Source organism: Caenimonas koreensis DSM 17982 (assembly GCF_009646335.1).
GTDB classification, from domain to species: domain Bacteria; phylum Pseudomonadota; class Gammaproteobacteria; order Burkholderiales; family Burkholderiaceae_C; genus Ramlibacter; species Ramlibacter koreensis.
In genome coordinates, this window is the sequence record NZ_WJBU01000002.1 from 245,258 (window position 1) to 262,511 (window position 17,254).

Annotated in this window: 13 protein-coding genes; 10 read left to right on the top strand and 3 right to left on the bottom strand. The window is 62.6% G+C overall.

Annotated features, from left to right (window positions below; translation table 11 throughout):
- Positions 1-9 precede the first annotated feature (9 nt).
- The 3 genes from ugpE to ugpB all read right to left on the bottom strand — a co-directional run bounded on the left by ugpE (position 10) and on the right by ugpB (position 3,152).
- Complete coding sequence (gene ugpE, locus GHT07_RS02965) at positions 10-861, bottom strand: sn-glycerol-3-phosphate ABC transporter permease UgpE (RefSeq protein ID WP_153583568.1); 852 nt, start codon at positions 859-861, stop codon at positions 10-12.
- Complete coding sequence (gene ugpA, locus GHT07_RS02970; RefSeq protein WP_153583569.1) at positions 861-1,742, bottom strand: sn-glycerol-3-phosphate ABC transporter permease UgpA; 882 nt, start codon at positions 1,740-1,742, stop codon at positions 861-863. The genes ugpE and ugpA overlap by 1 nt, the downstream gene beginning before the upstream one ends.
- A 105-nt stretch (positions 1,743-1,847) precedes the next feature.
- Positions 1,848-3,152: a sn-glycerol-3-phosphate ABC transporter substrate-binding protein UgpB gene (gene ugpB, locus GHT07_RS02975; protein ID WP_153583570.1), complete on the bottom strand. Its 1,305-nt coding sequence runs from the start codon at positions 3,150-3,152 to the stop codon at positions 1,848-1,850.
- 243 nt (positions 3,153-3,395) lie between these two features.
- On the opposite strand from ugpB, the gene GHT07_RS02980 reads away from it, so the two are divergent.
- From GHT07_RS02980 to GHT07_RS03025, 10 genes are all read left to right on the top strand, one after another.
- Positions 3,396-7,301, top strand: a complete 3,906-nt coding sequence (locus GHT07_RS02980; RefSeq protein WP_153583571.1) for a DUF3683 domain-containing protein — start codon at positions 3,396-3,398, stop codon at positions 7,299-7,301.
- Complete coding sequence (locus GHT07_RS02985; RefSeq protein WP_323740763.1) at positions 7,298-7,753, top strand: HIT family protein; 456 nt, start codon at positions 7,298-7,300, stop codon at positions 7,751-7,753. Before GHT07_RS02980 ends, GHT07_RS02985 begins: the two co-directional genes overlap by 4 nt.
- A 122-nt stretch (positions 7,754-7,875) precedes the next feature.
- Positions 7,876-9,309, top strand: a complete 1,434-nt coding sequence (locus GHT07_RS02990) for a FecR family protein (protein WP_153583572.1) — start codon at positions 7,876-7,878, stop codon at positions 9,307-9,309.
- A gap of 199 nt (positions 9,310-9,508) precedes the next feature.
- Positions 9,509-11,029: a ShlB/FhaC/HecB family hemolysin secretion/activation protein gene (locus GHT07_RS02995; protein ID WP_194792801.1), complete on the top strand. Its 1,521-nt coding sequence runs from the start codon at positions 9,509-9,511 to the stop codon at positions 11,027-11,029.
- A gap of 39 nt (positions 11,030-11,068) precedes the next feature.
- Positions 11,069-11,479, top strand: coding sequence for a gamma-butyrobetaine hydroxylase-like domain-containing protein (locus GHT07_RS03000; protein ID WP_153583574.1), 411 nt, complete (start codon positions 11,069-11,071; stop codon positions 11,477-11,479).
- A gap of 89 nt (positions 11,480-11,568) precedes the next feature.
- On the top strand, positions 11,569-12,300 hold the full coding sequence (ubiE, locus tag GHT07_RS03005) for a bifunctional demethylmenaquinone methyltransferase/2-methoxy-6-polyprenyl-1,4-benzoquinol methylase UbiE (protein ID WP_153583575.1): 732 nt from the start codon (positions 11,569-11,571) through the stop codon (positions 12,298-12,300).
- A gap of 31 nt (positions 12,301-12,331) precedes the next feature.
- Positions 12,332-13,315, top strand: coding sequence for a Tim44 domain-containing protein (locus GHT07_RS03010; RefSeq protein ID WP_153583576.1), 984 nt, complete (start codon positions 12,332-12,334; stop codon positions 13,313-13,315).
- 78 nt (positions 13,316-13,393) lie between these two features.
- A complete protein-coding gene (locus tag GHT07_RS03015) occupies positions 13,394-13,987 on the top strand; it encodes a hypothetical protein (RefSeq protein ID WP_153583577.1) in 594 nt (197 codons plus the stop codon).
- Positions 13,984-15,549 (top strand): ubiquinone biosynthesis regulatory protein kinase UbiB, encoded by a 1,566-nt coding sequence (gene ubiB / locus GHT07_RS03020; protein WP_153583578.1) that lies wholly within the window; start codon positions 13,984-13,986, stop codon positions 15,547-15,549. Before GHT07_RS03015 ends, ubiB begins: the two co-directional genes overlap by 4 nt.
- Positions 15,550-15,628: 79 nt before the next feature.
- Positions 15,629-17,101, top strand: coding sequence for a sodium:solute symporter family protein (locus GHT07_RS03025; protein WP_153583579.1), 1,473 nt, complete (start codon positions 15,629-15,631; stop codon positions 17,099-17,101).
- Positions 17,102-17,254 lie beyond the last annotated feature (153 nt).

A 17,254-nucleotide genomic window follows, 5' to 3' on the forward strand; every position in this document is an offset into this window, starting at 1 on the left:
GTTTCTTTCTTATTTCTCGGTATCCACCAGGCCTTTGACGAACCACTTCTGCATGAGCATCACGACGAGCGCCGGTGGAATCATTGCGAGCACGGCAGTGGCCATGACGATGTTCCATTCAATCTGCGCGTCGCCGCCCGAGATCATCTGCTTGATGCCCATGACGACCGGGTACATGTTTTCATTCGTCGTGACCAGCAGCGGCCAGAGGTACTGGTTCCAGCCGTAGATGAACTGGATCACGAAGAGCGCCGCCGTGCTTGTGGCTGAAAGCGGCAGCAGCACGTCCTTGAAGAATCGCATCGGGCCGGCGCCATCCATGCGGGCTGCCTCTGCGAGTTCATCGGGCACCGTCAGGAAGAACTGCCGGTACAAAAACGTGGCGGTTGCTGAGGCGATGAGCGGGATAGTCAGGCCCGCATACGTGTTGAGCATGCCGAGGTCGGACACCACTTTGTACGTGGGCAGGATGCGCACTTCGACGGGCAGCATCAGTGTGATGAAGATCGCCCAGAAAAATCCCATGCGAAACGGAAAGCGGAAGTACACGATCGCAAAGGCCGATAGCAGCGAAATCGTGATCTTGCCCACCGTGATGACGAGCGCCATGATCAGGCTGACCATCAGCATGTTGCCCACGGGCGCGTGTGAGCCACCGCCCGTGCGCCCGCCGAAGAGTGCGGTGCGGTAGTTGTCGATCATGGCCGAGCCCGGCGTCATCGGCATGGGCACCTGCACCACATCCTGCGTCGTGTGGGTGGATGCGATGAACGTCAGGTACACAGGGAATGCGACGACGAGCACACCCAGGATCAGCACGAGGTGCGTGACGATCGAGAGAAACCGGTTGCGCTCGACCATCAGTAATTCACTTTCTTTTCGACAAAGCGGAACTGCACGACCGTGAGCACGACCACGATGGTCATGAGAATCGCAGACTGCGCCGCGGAGCCGCCGAGGTCGAGCGCCTTGAAGCCATCGAAGTACACCTTGTAGACGAGGATGGAGGTGTCCTTGCCCGGGCCGCCGTGCGTGGCCGCGTCGATGATGCCGAACGTGTCGAAGAACGCGTACACGATGTTGATCACCAGCAGGAAGAAGGTGGTGGGCGACAGCAGCGGGAACTGGATCGTCCAGAAGCGGCGCCACGGGCCAGCGCCGTCAATGGCAGCAGCCTCGATCAGTGACTTCGGGATGCTCTGCAGGCCCGCGACGAAGAACAGGAAGTTGTACGAGATCTGCTTCCACACGGCAGCCATGACCACCAGCGTCATGGCGTGGTCACCGTCGAGCAGCGGATCCCAGTGGATGCCCACCCTGCGCATCCAGTACGCGATGACGCCAATGCTCGGCGAGAAAAGGAACAGCCAGACGACACCAGCGACAGCCGGCGCCACGGCGTAGGGCCAGATCAGCAGCGTGCGGTAGAACGTCATGCCGCGCACGACGCGGTCGGCGAAGTAGGCCAGGATCAGTGAGAGTGTCAGGCCGAAGAACGCGACGAGCAGCGAGAACTTGGCTGTGACTTTGAACGCCTGCGGATAGGTCTCGTCGTTAAAGAGATTGCGGAAGTTCTCCAGGCCGATCCATTGCACCGACGTGCCGAACGCGTCCTGCTGCTGGAACGACTGGATCAGGGTCTGCGCTGCCGGCCAGAAGAAGAACACCGAGATGATGAGTACCTGCGGCGCAATAAGCACCCAAGGCAGCAACGACGAACGGAAGGTGACGCTTTTTTCCATCTGCCCGGATTATTAGCGCGCTCTTGGCGAGCGACTCACAAAAGAGACGGCCAGCCCCTTGAAGGGCCGGCCGTTGTTGTACTCAAGTCAACAGGCGTAAAGGGCTCAGCCCTTGTTGGCTTTCTCAAAGCGCTCGAGCAGTTCGTTACCACGCTTGACGATGGAATCCAGTGCTTCTTTTGCAGTCTTCTTGCTGGACCACACTTGTTCGAGTTCTTCGTCCTCGATAGTGCGGATCTGCACGTAGTTGCCCAGGCGGATGCCACGCGACTTGTCGGTCGTCTTGCGGATCATCTGGTTCACGGCTGTGTCGGTGCCGGGGTTCTGCTTGTAAAAGCCGGAACTCTCCGTCAACTTGTACGACGCCAGCGTGATCGGCAGGTAGCCCGTCTTCTTGTGGAATTCCGATTGCACTTCGGGGCGCGACAGGTATTCGAAGAAGGTGGCGACACCCTTGTACTCTTCAGGCTTCTTGCCGGCCATGACCCACAGGCTGGCGCCACCGATCACGGTGTTCTGCGGAGCGCCCGGAACGTCTGGGTAGTAGGGCAGGGGTGCCACGGCGAACTTGAACTTGGCGTTCTTGGACACGTTGCCGTAGAAGCCGGACGATGTCGTGATCATGGCGCACTCGCCGGAAACGAACGTAGCTTCGGGGACGTTGGCGCGGCCCTTGTAAACAAACAGGCCCTGCTTGGCCATGTTAGCCAGGTTCTCGATATGACGAACGTGCAGCGGCGAGTTCGCGACCAGGCGCGCGTCCATGCCGTCGAGGCCGTTACGCTTGGTGGCCAGCAACGTGTTGTGCCAGGCAGAGAAGCTCTCCAGCTGGGTCCAGCCTTGCCAGGCCAGCGTGATCGGGCACTTGTGGCCGCTCGCCTTGAGCTTGGCTGCTGCCGACACCACTTCGGGCCAGCTCGACGGCGGCTTCGAGGAGTCGATACCGGCTTTGTCGAACGCGTCCTTGTTGATGTAGAAAACCGTGGTCGAGCTGTTGAACGGGAAGCTCAGCATCTGGCCGTTCGGTGCCGTGTAGTAGCCCGCAACGGCGGGCACGTAGGCGGCGGTGTCGAACTTCTTGCCGGCGTCTGCCATGACCTTGCTCACCGGGACGATAGCGCCCTTGGAGGCCATCATCGTGGCGGTACCCACTTCGAACACCTGCAGGATGGTGGGAGCATTGCCCGCGCGGAACGCGGCAATGGCAGCAGTCATGGACTCGTCATAGCCGCCCTTGTAGACGGGCACGACCTTGTAGTCCTTCTGCTTGGAATTGAAGTCAGCGGCGAGCGCGTTGACGGTCTCGCCATTGACGGCGGTCATCGAGTGCCACCACTGGATTTCGGTCTGTGCCTGCGCGCCGGCAGAGATTGCAAGCGCGACGGCCGCGAGGGAGAGTTTCAGCTTCATTGATGCTCCTGGATGACTTCGGATACGGGTCCTGCCGGACAACTGTCAGGCGGTAGCGCCGAATTTAAGGACTATTTGTGACAGTCAATGTACTGACGCCTTGGCGGGCGCCACAAGCGGGGTTTCCATAAGGTGGCGGCCAGACGGCGAGGCAGGCCCTACGGTCACTGTGCGTTGCTGCACTGCGGTAACATCCTTTTCCAGCCGCGATGCATTCGTTTGGCTGACAGGAAAGCAGCCACTTTGAACGCTCCGATTTCGCTCCAACAGCTGGTCGCCTCGGCCGACAGCGACGCCCCGCGCCTGCGCGAGATTCCGTACAACTACACCTCGTTTTCCGACCGCGAGATCGTCATTCGCCTGCTGGGCATGCGCGCCTGGGCGCTGCTGAACCAGTTGCGCGAGGAAAGGCGCACGGGCCGCTCGGCGCGCATGCTGTACGAGGTGCTGGGCGATATCTGGGTCGTGCAGCGCAACCCGTACCTGCAAGACGACCTGCTCGACAACCCGCGTCGCCGCGGCCAGCTGGTCGATGCGTTGAACCACAGGCTCGGTGAGGTCGAAAAGCGGCGCACACCCGGCGCCGATGCCGAACGCGATGCCCTGGTCGGTGAACTCCTCAAGGACGCCCGCGAAGCGGTGCGCGCCTTCGACACGAGCTTTCGTGACATGGCGCAGCTGCGCAGGCAGACGCAGCGTGCGCTGCGCCGCTACACGGCCCGGGACAACATCAAGTTCGACGGCCTGTCGCGCGTGTCGCACGTGACCGATGCGACCGACTGGCGGGTGGAATATCCGTTTGTGGTCCTCACGCCCGACACCGAGGCCGAGATGGCGGGCCTGGTCAAGGGGTGTATCGACCTGGGCCTGACGATCATTCCGCGCGGGGGCGGCACGGGCTACACGGGCGGCGCAATCCCGCTGACGTGGAAGAGCGCGGTGATCAACACCGAAAAGCTCGAAGCGATGACCGAGGTCGAGATGGTGTCGCTGCCGGGCCATGCGCAGCCGCTGCCGACCATCTGGACTGAAGCGGGCGTGGTGACGCAACGCGTTGCCGATGCAGCTGAGCGCGGCGGTTTCGTCTTTGCAGTTGATCCGACATCGGCCGAAGCATCGTGCATTGGCGGCAACATCGCCATGAACGCGGGCGGCAAGAAAGCCGTGTTGTGGGGCACAGCGCTCGACAACCTGGCCTCCTGGCGCATGGTCACGCCGCAGGCGCAGTGGCTCGAAGTCACGCGCATGGACCACAACCTGGGCAAGATCCATGACGCCGAGGTTGCCACCTTTGAATGCCGTTATTTCGAGGCCGACGGCAAGACGCCGGTGCGCACCGAAACCCTGGTGATCCCCGGAAGCACTTTCCGCAAGGAAGGGCTGGGCAAGGACGTGACCGACAAGTTCCTGTCGGGCCTGCCGGGCATCCAGAAGGAAGGCTGTGACGGCCTCATCACGAGTGCGCGCTGGGTGGTGCACCGCATGCCCAAGCACACGCGCACTGTGTGCCTCGAATTCTTCGGCAACGCACGCGATGCGGTGCCAAGCATTGTGGAAATCAAGGACTTCATGTTTGCCGAGCAGGTGCGCACAGGCGTGCTGCTGGCCGGGCTCGAGCACCTCGACGACCGCTACCTGAAGGCTGTGGGCTATGCGACGAAGTCCAAGCGCGCCGTCTTGCCGAAGATGGTGCTGGTGGGCGACATCGCTGGCGACAACGCCGATGACGTGGCGCGGGCTACTTCCGAGGTTGTGCGCATCGCCAATTCGCGTAGCGGCGAAGGCTTTGTGGCGATCAGCCCCGAAGCGCGCAAGAAGTTCTGGCTGGACCGCAAGCGCACCGCTGCGATCAGCAAACACACCAACGCCTTCAAGATCAACGAAGACGTCGTCATTCCGTTGCCGCGCATGGCCGAGTACACCGATGGCATCGAGCGCATCAACATCGAGCTGTCGCTGGCTAACAAGCTCAAGCTGGCTGATGAGCTGATTGCTTTCTTCAGCCGCGGCTCGCTTCCTTTGGGCAAGCAGGATGACGCGAGCGAAATTCCGTCGGCCGAACTGCTCGAAGACCGCGTGACGCAGGCGCTGGACTTGCTGCGCGCGGTGCGCGCGCAGTGGCAGGACTGGCTGGACAACGTTGATCCACTGTTTGCCCAGCTGCAAGAGCATTCGCTGCGCGCGAGCTGGAAGACGCAGATTCGCGCGCCGCTGCAGACGATATTCAGCGGCGACCCGTTTGCCGCGATCCTGGCCGAGTGCGCGGCCATTCACCAACGCGTACTTAAAGGGCGCGTCTGGGTGGCGCTGCACATGCACGCGGGCGACGGCAATGTGCACACCAACATCCCGGTCAACAGCGACAACTACGAGATGCTGCAGACGGCGCATGGGGCCGTGAAACGCATCATGGTGCTGGCGCGCGCGCTCAATGGCGTGATCTCGGGCGAGCATGGCATCGGCATCACCAAGCTGGAGTTCCTGACTGACGACGAGCTCAAGCCGTTTGCCGACTACAAGCAGCGAGTCGATCCGCAGGGGCGTTTCAATCGTGGCAAGCTGCTGCGTCACGCGCAAGTTGACTCGGCGACATCCGTGTATGCCGACTTGACGAACGCCTACACGCCGTCTTTCGGGCTGATGGGCCACGAGTCGCTGATCATGCAGCAGTCCGATATCGGCGCCATCGCCGAAAGCATCAAGGACTGCCTGCGTTGCGGCAAGTGCAAGCCGGTGTGTGCCACGCACGTGCCGCGCGCGAACCTGCTCTACAGCCCGCGCAACAAGATCCTGGCGACCTCGCTGCTGGTCGAGGCGTTTCTCTATGAAGAGCAGACGCGGCGCGGTGTTTCGATCAAGCACTGGCAGGAATTCGAAGATGTCTCCGATCACTGCACCGTGTGCCACAAGTGCGAGTCGCCTTGCCCGGTGAAGATTGACTTCGGCGATGTGTCGATGAACATGCGCAACCTGCTGCGCAAGATGGGGCAAAAGAGCTTCCGCCCCGGCAATGCGGCGGCCATGCTCATGCTGAACGCGACGAATCCCGAGACGATCAAGGTCATGCGATCGGCGATGGTCGATGTGGCCTTCAAGGTGCAGCGGCTGGCCAATGACCTGCTGCGCGGGCTTGCGCGCAAGCAGGCCGCAAGACCGCCGTCCACGCACGACCGCGCGCCTGTCAAAGAGCAGGTCATCCACTTCATCAACAAGAAGTTGCCTGGTGGTTTGCCCAAGAAAACTGCGCGTGCCTTGCTGGACATCGAGGACAAGGACTACGTCCCTATCATTCGCAACCCGAAGGCAACGACGGCCGAGACGGAGGCGGTCTTCTACTTCCCGGGCTGCGGCTCTGAGCGCCTCTTCTCGCAGGTCGGGCTTGCCACGCAGGCGATGCTCTGGCACGCGGGTGTGCAGACGGTGCTGCCACCGGGCTATCTGTGCTGCGGTTATCCGCAGCGCGGCTCCGGGCAGTTCGACAAGGCCGAGAAGATCATCACGGACAACCGGGTGCTCTTCCACCGCGTGGCCAACACGCTGAACTACCTCGACATCAAGACCGTTGTGGTCAGTTGCGGCACTTGCTACGACCAGCTGCAGGGCTACGAGTTCGACAAGATCTTTCCGGGCTGCCGCATCATCGACATCCACGAGTACCTGCTTGAAAAGGGGATCACGCTCGACTTGTCCGACCCTGCAGCGGCCAGCGGCTACCTGTTCCACGACCCTTGCCATTCGCCCATGAAGCTGCAGGAGCCGATGAAGACGGTGAAAGCGCTGATGGGCGACAACATTCGCAAGTCCGAGCGTTGTTGCGGTGAGTCCGGCACGTTCGGCGTCACGCGGCCGGACATTTCCACGCAGGTGAGATTCCGCAAGGAAGAGGAACTGCGCAAAGACGAGGTGGCACTTCGTTCGTCCATGAAGGACGCGCCCAACGGGCCTGGCGACAAAGGCAACATCAAGATCCTCACGAGCTGCCCGAGCTGCCTGCAGGGCCTGTCGCGATACGGCAACGACCTGCAGAACGGCCTGCTGGAGGCGGACTACATCGTGGTCGAGATGGCCAACCGCATCCTGGGCGACAACTGGATGGCTGATTACGTGCATGTGGCCAACAGCGGCGGCATCGAGCGGGTGCTGGTGTGAGTCGCGCCGCCGGCTGCCCGTTGTGCGAGGGGCCGGGCGGCAGTCTTGTTTTCGAATGTGCTGCCTTTCGCGTCATCCGCGCGAATGAGGCCGGATTTCCCGCGTTCTACCGGGTGGTGTGGCAAGAACATGTCGCGGAATTTTCGGACCTGTCGCCCGCCGATCGATCCGTCGTCATGAGCGCGGCCGTTGTGGTCGAGCAAGCGCTGCGCGAGGTGCTCCAGCCCGACAAGATCAACCTCGCCGCATTGGGCAACGCCGTACCGCATCTTCATTGGCATGTTGTCGCGCGCTACCGCTGGGACGAGCGATTTCCCGCATCGGTGTGGTCGCCCGTGCTGCGCGCACCCGACGCTGCCAGTCTTCAGGCAGTCGAAGCGAAACTCGAAGCGCTCGATGCGCTGATTTCGCAGCGCTTGAGGGCCGGGTCCGGAAATTGCACGGGCTTGTGACTTCTGCACGCATCCCCCTGCATAGGGGGATGCAGCGGTAGTGGCGGCAAGCACAAGCGTGTATAACCGCCGATGAGAAGTGGTTATCAGAGGTAACGTGAGCTCTCCGGAGGTGTTTGATCATGCTGGCCCGACAAATTGAAAAACCGGCGTTCGCGCCAGGTGCGCTGACCGGTCTCGCCATCGGCCTGTGTCTGCTGGTTGTAGCGGCGCAATCGCACGCACAGACCGCCGGCGAGGTGGAGTTCTCCCGCGGCGTTGGTTTCGCCCAGACGCCGGGGCAGACCCCCCGCACGCTTGGCAAGGGCTTGCCCCTTCGCGAAGGCGACCGGCTCACAACGTCAGATGGCGCCTCTGCCATCATCAAACTCGAAGACGGCACCCGCATGACGGTGCGGCCCAATTCCGAACTGGTCCTGACGCAATATCACTTCAAGGAAAACGCGCCCGACAACAGCATGCTGATGCAGCTGGTGCGGGGCGGTTTTCGCGCAGTGACCGGGCTCATCTCCAAGAACGCGCCGAATGCGGCGAAGGTGCAGACCAACACGGCAACGATCGGCATCCGTGGCACTGACTTTGATGCGCGCGTGTGCGCGCGCGAGTGCGGGGCCGAGTCGGCCAAGGTCGAGGAAAAGGCCCGGCCGAACGCCGTGCTGGCCAGCGCCAAGGTCGTGAACTCGCGCGGTGAAGTCAATGCGACCGACGCGAGCGGCACGCGCCGCCGCGTTGTCGATGGCGGCAGCATCTACCCGGGCGACCTGGTCGAAACGGGCGCAGGCACGAATGCCGTGCTCGCGTTCCGCGACGAAAGCAAGGTCACGCTGGGCTCCACGACGCGCTTCCGTGTCGACAACTTCGTGTACGACGAAAAGAACGCCGGCGAAGGCCGCTTCCTGGTCTCGTTGCTCAAGGGCTCCGTGCGCGCATTGACGGGGTTGATCGGCAAGGCCAACACGCGCAACGTCGGCTACGCGACCGCCACGGCCACCATCGGTATCCGCGGCAGCGGCGGCGACATCGTCTGCACCGGCGCCTGCGCAGGCGAGCCGGGCGCGCCAGGCACTGGCCTGACTGTGTATGCATGGCTCGACTCGTTCACCGTGTCGCCTTGCGCGGCAGGCAGCCAGCCATTGACTCAAGGCGGCTCCTGCAATGCAACGGCGCTTCAAGTGCTTCAAGCGGGCCAGGGCCTCTATATCCCGCCCACAGGCCCGATGCAGTTCATTGCGAATCAGCCGACGATCGACGCGCCGCGCCCGGATGGCGTCGTCGTTCCGCCGAAGTTGTTTTCTGGCGACAACGTTCCGGAAAACAGTGAAGGGCTTTTTGTCTTCGTTCGCGACGGCCACATCGAGATCGCCACTGCGAATGACATCTTGCAGCTGGGCAAGGGCGAAGCCGGTTTTGCGGGGCTCGGCGGTGAGACGCGTCGGCCGAACACGGTGCCGCGATTCCTCGATTTCGACAAGATTCCCCTGCCCAATTCCAAGAACCCGCTGCTTGTGAGCGTTCTGAACGAGTCGGGCGTCAAGACCGGGGGCCAGTGCAAATAGCATTTGGCGGGGTGACAAGAACGTAACGCCGATGAGACAATTCCCGCTCATCGGTTACCAATAAGAGGGCGAGAATCCTATGGTCACAGGGCTTTTTGCGCCCCGTTCACGCGGCGGCCTGAACCGCCTGAGCTGGGCAGTCGCGGTCGCGTTTTGCGCAACCGGTTCTGTACTGGCCCAGGCACCCACCAACGCGCCGATGGCCTCCGCGGCCCCAACGCCGGTGTTTGCCATCAAGGGTTTCAAAATCACCGGCGACAACCCGCTCGGTGATGGCGACACCTCCAGCGTCCTCGCCCCCTTCCTGCGCAGCGACGCAACGATCGATACGCTCCAGAAAGCCACCGCAGCGCTTGAAACCGCCTTGCGCGACAGGGGCTTCGGCCTGCATCGCGTTGCCTTGCCACCGCAGGAAGTCGGCGACACCGTCACACTGAATATCGTCAAGTTCACGATCGGCAAGGTCGTGATCGAGGGCCGTTCGATCTACGACGAGGCCAATGTCCGCGGCACGCTGCCCGAGCTGCGCGAAGGCGAGAGTCCGAACTTCAAGACGCTGGCCATCCAGACTGCGATCGCCAACGAAAACCCCAACAAGCTGATTCAGCTGGGGTTGAAAGAAGGTGACGAGGCCGACAAGATCGACGCCACGATCACCGTCAGCGAAAAGAAGCCATGGAATTTTGCGGCCAGCCTGTCCAACGGCGGCTCGCCATCGTCCGGGCGTGACCGGTTCACGATTTCGGGTGGCCACTCCAACCTGTTCAACCGCGACCACAGCTTTGCCGCCGCCTACACGACGTCCCTGCAGAAGACGGGCGACGTCAAGCAGCTCGGCCTGACCTATCGCGTTCCGCTGTATGCGTACGGCGGCGTGCTCGGTGCCACCTACACGCGCTCCGACGTGGTGGGTAATTTCGGTACCTTCTCGAGCACCGGCGCTGGCCATACCCTGGGCGTCAACTACACGCTGCACATGCCGCCCGATGGTGGTCAGCGCACCTACTGGACCTTCGGCCTGGACGACAAGGTGTTCGACGCCACCGTGATCAACGGCGTCGTCGCGCCCGGCCTCGTCGACAGGCGCAGCCGTCCCCTGACCGTGGGCTACAGCTCGCGCACCGACACTGACACGGCATCCTGGTCGTGGAATGCCGATCTGGCCATGAACACGGGCAGCGGCAACAACAACGACCTCTTCTCCTACCAGAACGAAAACGCGCGCATCGACACTGTTCACTGGAAGGCCCTGCGCGGTGCCTTCAGCTACGTTGCACCGTTCGCCAACAAGGAATGGGTCTGGGCTGTTCGTGGTCAGTATCAGTACAGCCCCGATGTATTGATTGCTGGCGAGCAGTTCGGCCTGGGCGGTCTGGGTTCTGTGCGCGGCACGGACATCGACAGGCCCATTACGGGCGACAGTGGTCTGTCGGGCACCTTCGAAGTGACTTCGCCCGAGGTCTCTCCCGGCTTGCGCTTCATCGGTTTCTTCGATGCCGGCTACCTGAGCAACAACAAGTCGAATGGCCTGGCCGACAAGCCCACATCTGACTGGCTGAGCAGCGTGGGCCTGGGCCTGCGTTATTCCGCAGAGCCGTTTGCGCTCTCCATGGATTACGGCCGCCTGATTCATGGCAGCAAAGTGCCATTGATCCTGAACTCCGCCGCGCCCAAGCGCGGGGACGACCGCTTCTACCTGAGCTTGTCCGTACGGTTCTGACGCGTCTTCAAGCAGGCCTGCGCAGCCTAGAATCTGCGCATGGCAGGTTTACGCTCCGACTCTCCAACTCCGTCGTCACTCACGGTTCACGGCAAATCGCGCGTCATTGAAGTCGTCTTTTCGGATGGCGCGCATTTCCGTATCCCGTTCGAGTTGATGCGCGTGTATTCGCCATCGGCCGAAGTGCAGGGGCACGGACCAGGCCAGGAAGTACTGCAGACCGGCAAGCGCGACGTAGGGCTGCTGGCACTCGAGCCCGTCGGCAACTACGCTGTGCAGCCGAGGTTCTCCGACGGCCACGACACCGGCATCTTCTCGTGGGACTACCTGTATTTCCTGGGCTCGCAAGAAGCCAGGCTGTGGTCTGACTATGAGCGCCGCCTTGGTGAGGCAGGGCTCGGGCGCGACTCGCCGATGCCCGAAAAAGCCGGCCACGGCTGCAGCCATTGATTCAATGCATACCCGGCACCACCTGAGGGTTGTGTCCACGCAGGGCCAGATAGGGCCTAGCATGCAACCCATTCACCCTGGACCCCACGATGAGCAAGACCCATTTCGGCTTTGAGTCCGTTGATGAACGCGAGAAGGCCAAGCGCGTTCGCGGCGTGTTTGATTCTGTCGCGCCGAAATACGACGTGATGAACGACCTCATGTCCATGGGCCTGCACCGCGCGTGGAAGGCCTTCACGATGCTCGTTGCGAATGCCAGGCCCGGTGATCGTGTCCTCGACATTGCAGGCGGCACTGGCGACCTCGCGCTGGCATTTGCCAGGAAGGTCGGCACGACCGGTATGGTGGTGCACACCGACATCAACGAGGCCATGTTGCGCACCGGCCGGGACCGGCTGCTGGACGCCGGCGTCGTGCTGCCAACGCTGGTCTGCGACGCAGAGAAACTGCCATTTGCAAGCGGGAGCTTCGATACGGTGACTGTGGCCTTCGGCCTGCGCAACATGACCCACAAGGACGAGGCGCTGGCTGAAATGAATCGCGTCCTCAAAGCCGGCGGCAAACTGCTCGTGCTCGAATTCTCGAAGGTCGCCCAGCCCCTGTCGAAGGTGTACGACTGGTACTCGTTCAATGTGTTGCCACAGCTGGGCCGCCTCGTCGCCGGCGATGCGGCAAGCTACAAGTACCTTGCCGAGTCGATCCGCGTGCATCCGGGGCAGGAAGAACTCAAGTCCATGATGAAGAAAGGCGGCTTTGGGCATGTGGACTTTCATAACCTGACGGGCGGCGTCGTCGCCCTGCATGTTGGAATCAAGTGCTAGCAGGACGTTTCGTTCTACAGGAGACAAGAAAATGAAGATGTGGACTTGGGCGCTCGTCGCCATGCTGACCTTCGGCAGTCTTGACGCCGAGGCCGCGCGTCGACTGGGTGGTGGCAGCTCGATGGGCCGGCAGTCAAACAACGTCACGCAGCGCGAGGCCGCCAAGCCTGCCGCGCCCGCCAACCAGAACCAGGCCACCCCCGCGCCCGCCGCCCCCGGTGCTGCTGCCGCGGCGCAACCACCCAGGAGGCCATGGGGCGCCATGCTGGGCGGCCTGGCCGCTGGCCTGGGCCTCGCCTGGCTTGCCCATTCGCTTGGGCTGGGCGCTGAGTTCGGCCAGTTCCTGATGATTGCGCTGCTCGTGCTGGTCGTCATGATGGTGATCGGCTTCGTGATGCGCTCGCGCCGCGGACCACCTGCGCGGCAGCGCACGTACGCGTTTGAAGGCGCTGGCGGACCGGCTGATGTCGCCGCATCGCCGCCGCAGTACAGCCCTGACAAGGTCGGCAACGATGCCTCGGCGCGCCCCTGGGAGCGCAGCAGCATGGCATTCGATTCGTCCAAGTACAACGGGCAGGGCAGTGGCGTGCAGATCGGCTCGGCCCTTGCGGGGCCGCAGTCGTGGGGCGTGCCTGCGGGCTTCGACACCCGAGGCTTCGTGACGGCGGCCAAGCGCAACTTCATCACCCTGCAAGACGCCTGGGACCGCTCCGACATGGTGTCGCTGCGCTCGATGATGACCGACGACATGCTGGTCGAGATCAAGTCGCAGCTGGCCGAGCGGGAGAACCACACGGCGGGCCAGCCGAACAAGACGGACGTCGTCATGCTCGAGGCGCAGTTGCTCGGTATTGAAGACCTGGGCAACGACTACATGGCCAGCATTGAATTCTCCGGGATGATCCGCGAAGACCCGTCGAGTGGCCCGAGCCCATTTCGCGAGGTGTGGAACATGACCAAACCCAAGAGCGGCACAAGCGGATGGCTGGTCGCTGGAGTCCAGGCGCTGCAATGAGGTTTGGCGTTGGGCGTTGAGCGTGGGGCGTGACTTCGCAAAACGCTGAACGCCGAGCGCTCAACCCATAATAGGGGGATGGCCACACCATCCCCCTTTGCATTTCTGGACGACTTCGTTTCCAAGGTGACCCGCGGGTTGCAGCCACCGGCATGGGTGGTCGAGGAAGTCCAGCGCCGCATCGTTCTTGTTGTCAACCACGTGCTCATGCAAGAGAGTGAAGCGACTTCCCGTCTCGCGAAACAGGCGGGCCGCGTGGTCGAGGCGCGCTGGCGTGTATTCACGATGCGCCTGGCCATCACGCCCGCGGGTCTGTTTGACATCGCCTCTGCGGCGGTCGCACCCGATCTCACGCTCACCCTCACTGAAGAGTCCCCCTGGGGTTTGGCGCAGGCCGCCTTGCGTGGCGACAAACCGCCGGTGCGCATTGCGGGCGACGTGCAATTCGCCGCAGAGATCAACTGGCTGGTGGAGAACGTGCGCTGGGATCTGGAGGAAGACCTCTCGCGCGTCATCGGCGACGCACCTGCTCACGCCATCGGCGAAGCGGCGCGCCGCGCGACGCAGGCGCTGCGGCAATTTGTCGCTCGCTCGCCGGGCGCGCCGGACAAGCCGGGCCCGGTGACCGTGGCGACGCCTGAGCCAACCACGAGTCCCCAGGCCGGTTCATGACGCGCTACCTGCGCGGTATCTTCATCGTCTGGGTGGCGTGGCGCTACGGGCTGGACGAGCTTCTTTTGCAGAGCTTCAAGCGGCCAGGCCTCACGGCCTTTGCCCGCGTCATGGCCTTCGGCCGGAACTTGCGCGCACCACGGGGCCAGCGGCTGCGCGAAGCACTGGAGCATCTAGGCCCCATCTTCGTGAAATTCGGGCAAGTGCTGTCCACGCGCCGTGACTTGCTGCCCCCCGACGTCGCAGACGAGCTCGCGCTGCTGCAAGACCGCGTGCCGCCATTCGACTCGTCGATCGCCATCGCGACGATCGAGCGCGCATTTCGCAAACCCATCGACACCATCTTCACCAGCTTTGAACGTGAGCCGGTGGCCAGCGCCTCGATCGCGCAGGTTCACTTTGCAACGCTGATCACCCGCGACGGGCAGACGCGCCAGGCCGCTGTGAAAGTGCTTCGACCGGGGATGCTCCCCGTCATCGACAAAGACATCGCCCTCATGCGAATGATGGCCGGCTGGATCGAGCGAATTTCAGACGATGGCAAGCGCCTGAAACCGCGTGAAGTTGTCGCCGAATTCGACAAGTACCTGCACGACGAACTCGACCTCATGCGCGAGGCAGCCAACGCTGCGCAGTTGCGCCGCAATATGGCCGGCCTCGACCTCGTGCTCATCCCCGAGATGTACTGGGACTATTGCCATCCGGAAGTGATGGTGATGGAGCGCATGTACGGCCTGCCGATCAACCAGATCGACAAGCTGCGCGAGGCGGGCGTCGATCACAGGCAACTGGCACGCGACGGCGTCACCATCTTTTTCACGCAGGTGTTTCGCGACGGTTTCTTTCACGCCGACATGCACCCCGGCAACATCCAGGTGAGCCTGGCGCCGGCCACGTTCGGGCGCTACATCTCGCTGGACTTCGGGATCATCGGCACGCTCACGGAGCACGACAAGGAATATCTCGCCCAGAACTTCACCGCGTTCTTCCGGCGCGACTACAAGCGGGTGGCGGAACTGCACATCGAGTCCGGCTGGGTGCCTGGCGACACGCGCGTGGACGAACTCGAGTCCGCGATCCGCAGCGTGTGTGAGCCTTACTTCGACAGGCCGCTCAAGGAAATATCGCTCGGCCTCGTGCTGATGCGCCTGTTCCAGACCTCGCGCCGCTTCAACGTCGAGATCCAGCCGCAGCTCGTGCTGCTGCAAAAGACACTGCTGAATATCGAAGGGCTGGGGCGCGACCTCGACCCGGAGCTCGACCTGTGGGCCACGGCCAAGCCGTTCCTCGAGAAATGGATGATCGAGCAGGTCGGCCCCCAGAAACTGTTGCAGGAGCTGCGCGACCAGGCGCCGCGCTACGCCAAGCTCCTGCCCGAGCTGCCGAGGCTGGTGCACCAGTTCCTGCGGCAGCGCCAGGACGGTGAGCGCAACGAGCTGATCGAGCTGCTTGCCGAGCAAAAGCGCACCAACCGGCTGCTGCAGACACTGGTGGCAGGTGGCGTGGGTTTTGCTCTGGGGCTGCTGGTGATGCAGTTCTTCCTGCGCATTCCGATGTTTTAGGACTGCGTCCGGATTTTTCGCATAATGCGCACCCAGCAAGTGGCGCAAACGAAACTGCCGCAAAACGATTGGGGCTCGCATGAATAACACGCTGATCACGTTCGTCGTCCTGTATCTGCTCGGCACGCTCGCCATTGGCGTCTGGGCCGGAACACGCATCAAGAACACGACCGACTTCGCCATCGCCGGGCGGCGCTTGCCACTGATCATGGTGGTGACCACCACGTTCGCCACCTGGTTTGGCGCCGAGACCGTGATGGGCATTCCGGCGAAGTTCGTGCAGAGCGGTTTGAATGCCGTGGTCGAAGACCCGTTTGGCGCCGGCACCTGCCTGATCCTGGTCGGCCTGTTCTTCGCGACCAAGCTCTACAAGATGAACCTGCTGACGATTGGCGACTTCTACCGCCAGCGATTCGGCCGCGGCATCGAAGTGTTCTGCTCGATGGCGATCATCCTGAGCTACCTCGGCTGGGTGGCTGCGCAGATCACGGCGCTGGGTGTTGTCTTCTCGGTGCTCACCAATGGTGCGATGTCGGAAGTGACGGGCATGGTCGTCGGCACGCTCGCCGTGCTGGTGTATGTGGTGATTGGCGGCTTCCTCGCTGTCGCCTGGACGGACTTCATCCAGATGATCGTGCTGGTCGTGGGTATGTCGATCATTGCGATCTTTGCGAGCGACCTTGCGGGCGGCGCGAGCAACGTCATCGCGCTGGCGCAGAACAAGGAGCTGTTCAAGTTCCTGCCCGCACCCACCTTCACTGAGATCGCCTTCTTCGTTGGCGCGGCCCTGACCATGATGCTTGGCAGCATCCCGCAACAGGACGTCTTCCAGCGGGTCATGTCCGCGAAGGACCAGAACACGGCACGCAATGGCGCCGTGATTGGCGGTGTGAGCTACATCCTGTTTGCGTTCGTGCCCATGTTCATCGTGGCGAGCGCCGTGGTCGTGATGGGCGAAAGCGCGCTGTCGCTCGCCAAGGACGACTACCAGCGGCTGCTGCCCACGTTCGTGCTGACCAAGATGCCGCTGATCATGCAGATCCTGTTCTTCGGTGCGCTGCTCTCGGCGATCAAGAGCACGTCGTCGGCAACGCTGCTCGCGCCTTCGACCAGCTTCGTGGAAAACATCCTGAAGAACCTGCGCCCCGGCATGAAAGACAAGGAGCAGCTGTTCGCGATGCGCGCCACCATCGTTGTCTTCACCGGTGTCGTGCTGGCCTATGCGATTGCGATGAAGGGCACGTCGATCTATGACCTCGTGTCGTCGGCCTACCAGGTCACGCTGGTCGGCGCGTTCGTGCCGCTGGTGATGGGGCTCTACTGGAAGCGCGCGACGACCCAGGGCGCGATCTTGTCCGTTGCAGCCGGCATCGCTGTCTGGGTGGCCTTCTTTCCGCAAGTCGGTGGCGAGGAGTTGAGCAAGTTGTTCCCGGGGCAGCTGGCGGGGCTGGCCGCTGCGTTCGTTGGCATGATTGCCGGCTCGCTGTTGCCGCAGGTGCTGAAGAACCGGCATGAGCATACGAGTCACCTGGTGCCGGGGGCTTCGGTTTAGTTTCGGGGCGCTCGCGTCAGGGGGACTCTGGCTGTCTGTTCGGGGTCGTCTGTTCAGGGCGCTCGCGGCAGGTGGACTCTGGCGGGGCCTCATGCTTTTGTGGTTTGCGCTGTCGCGCAAACGTCGCTTCAAGAATTGGCTCGAAGCCGGTGC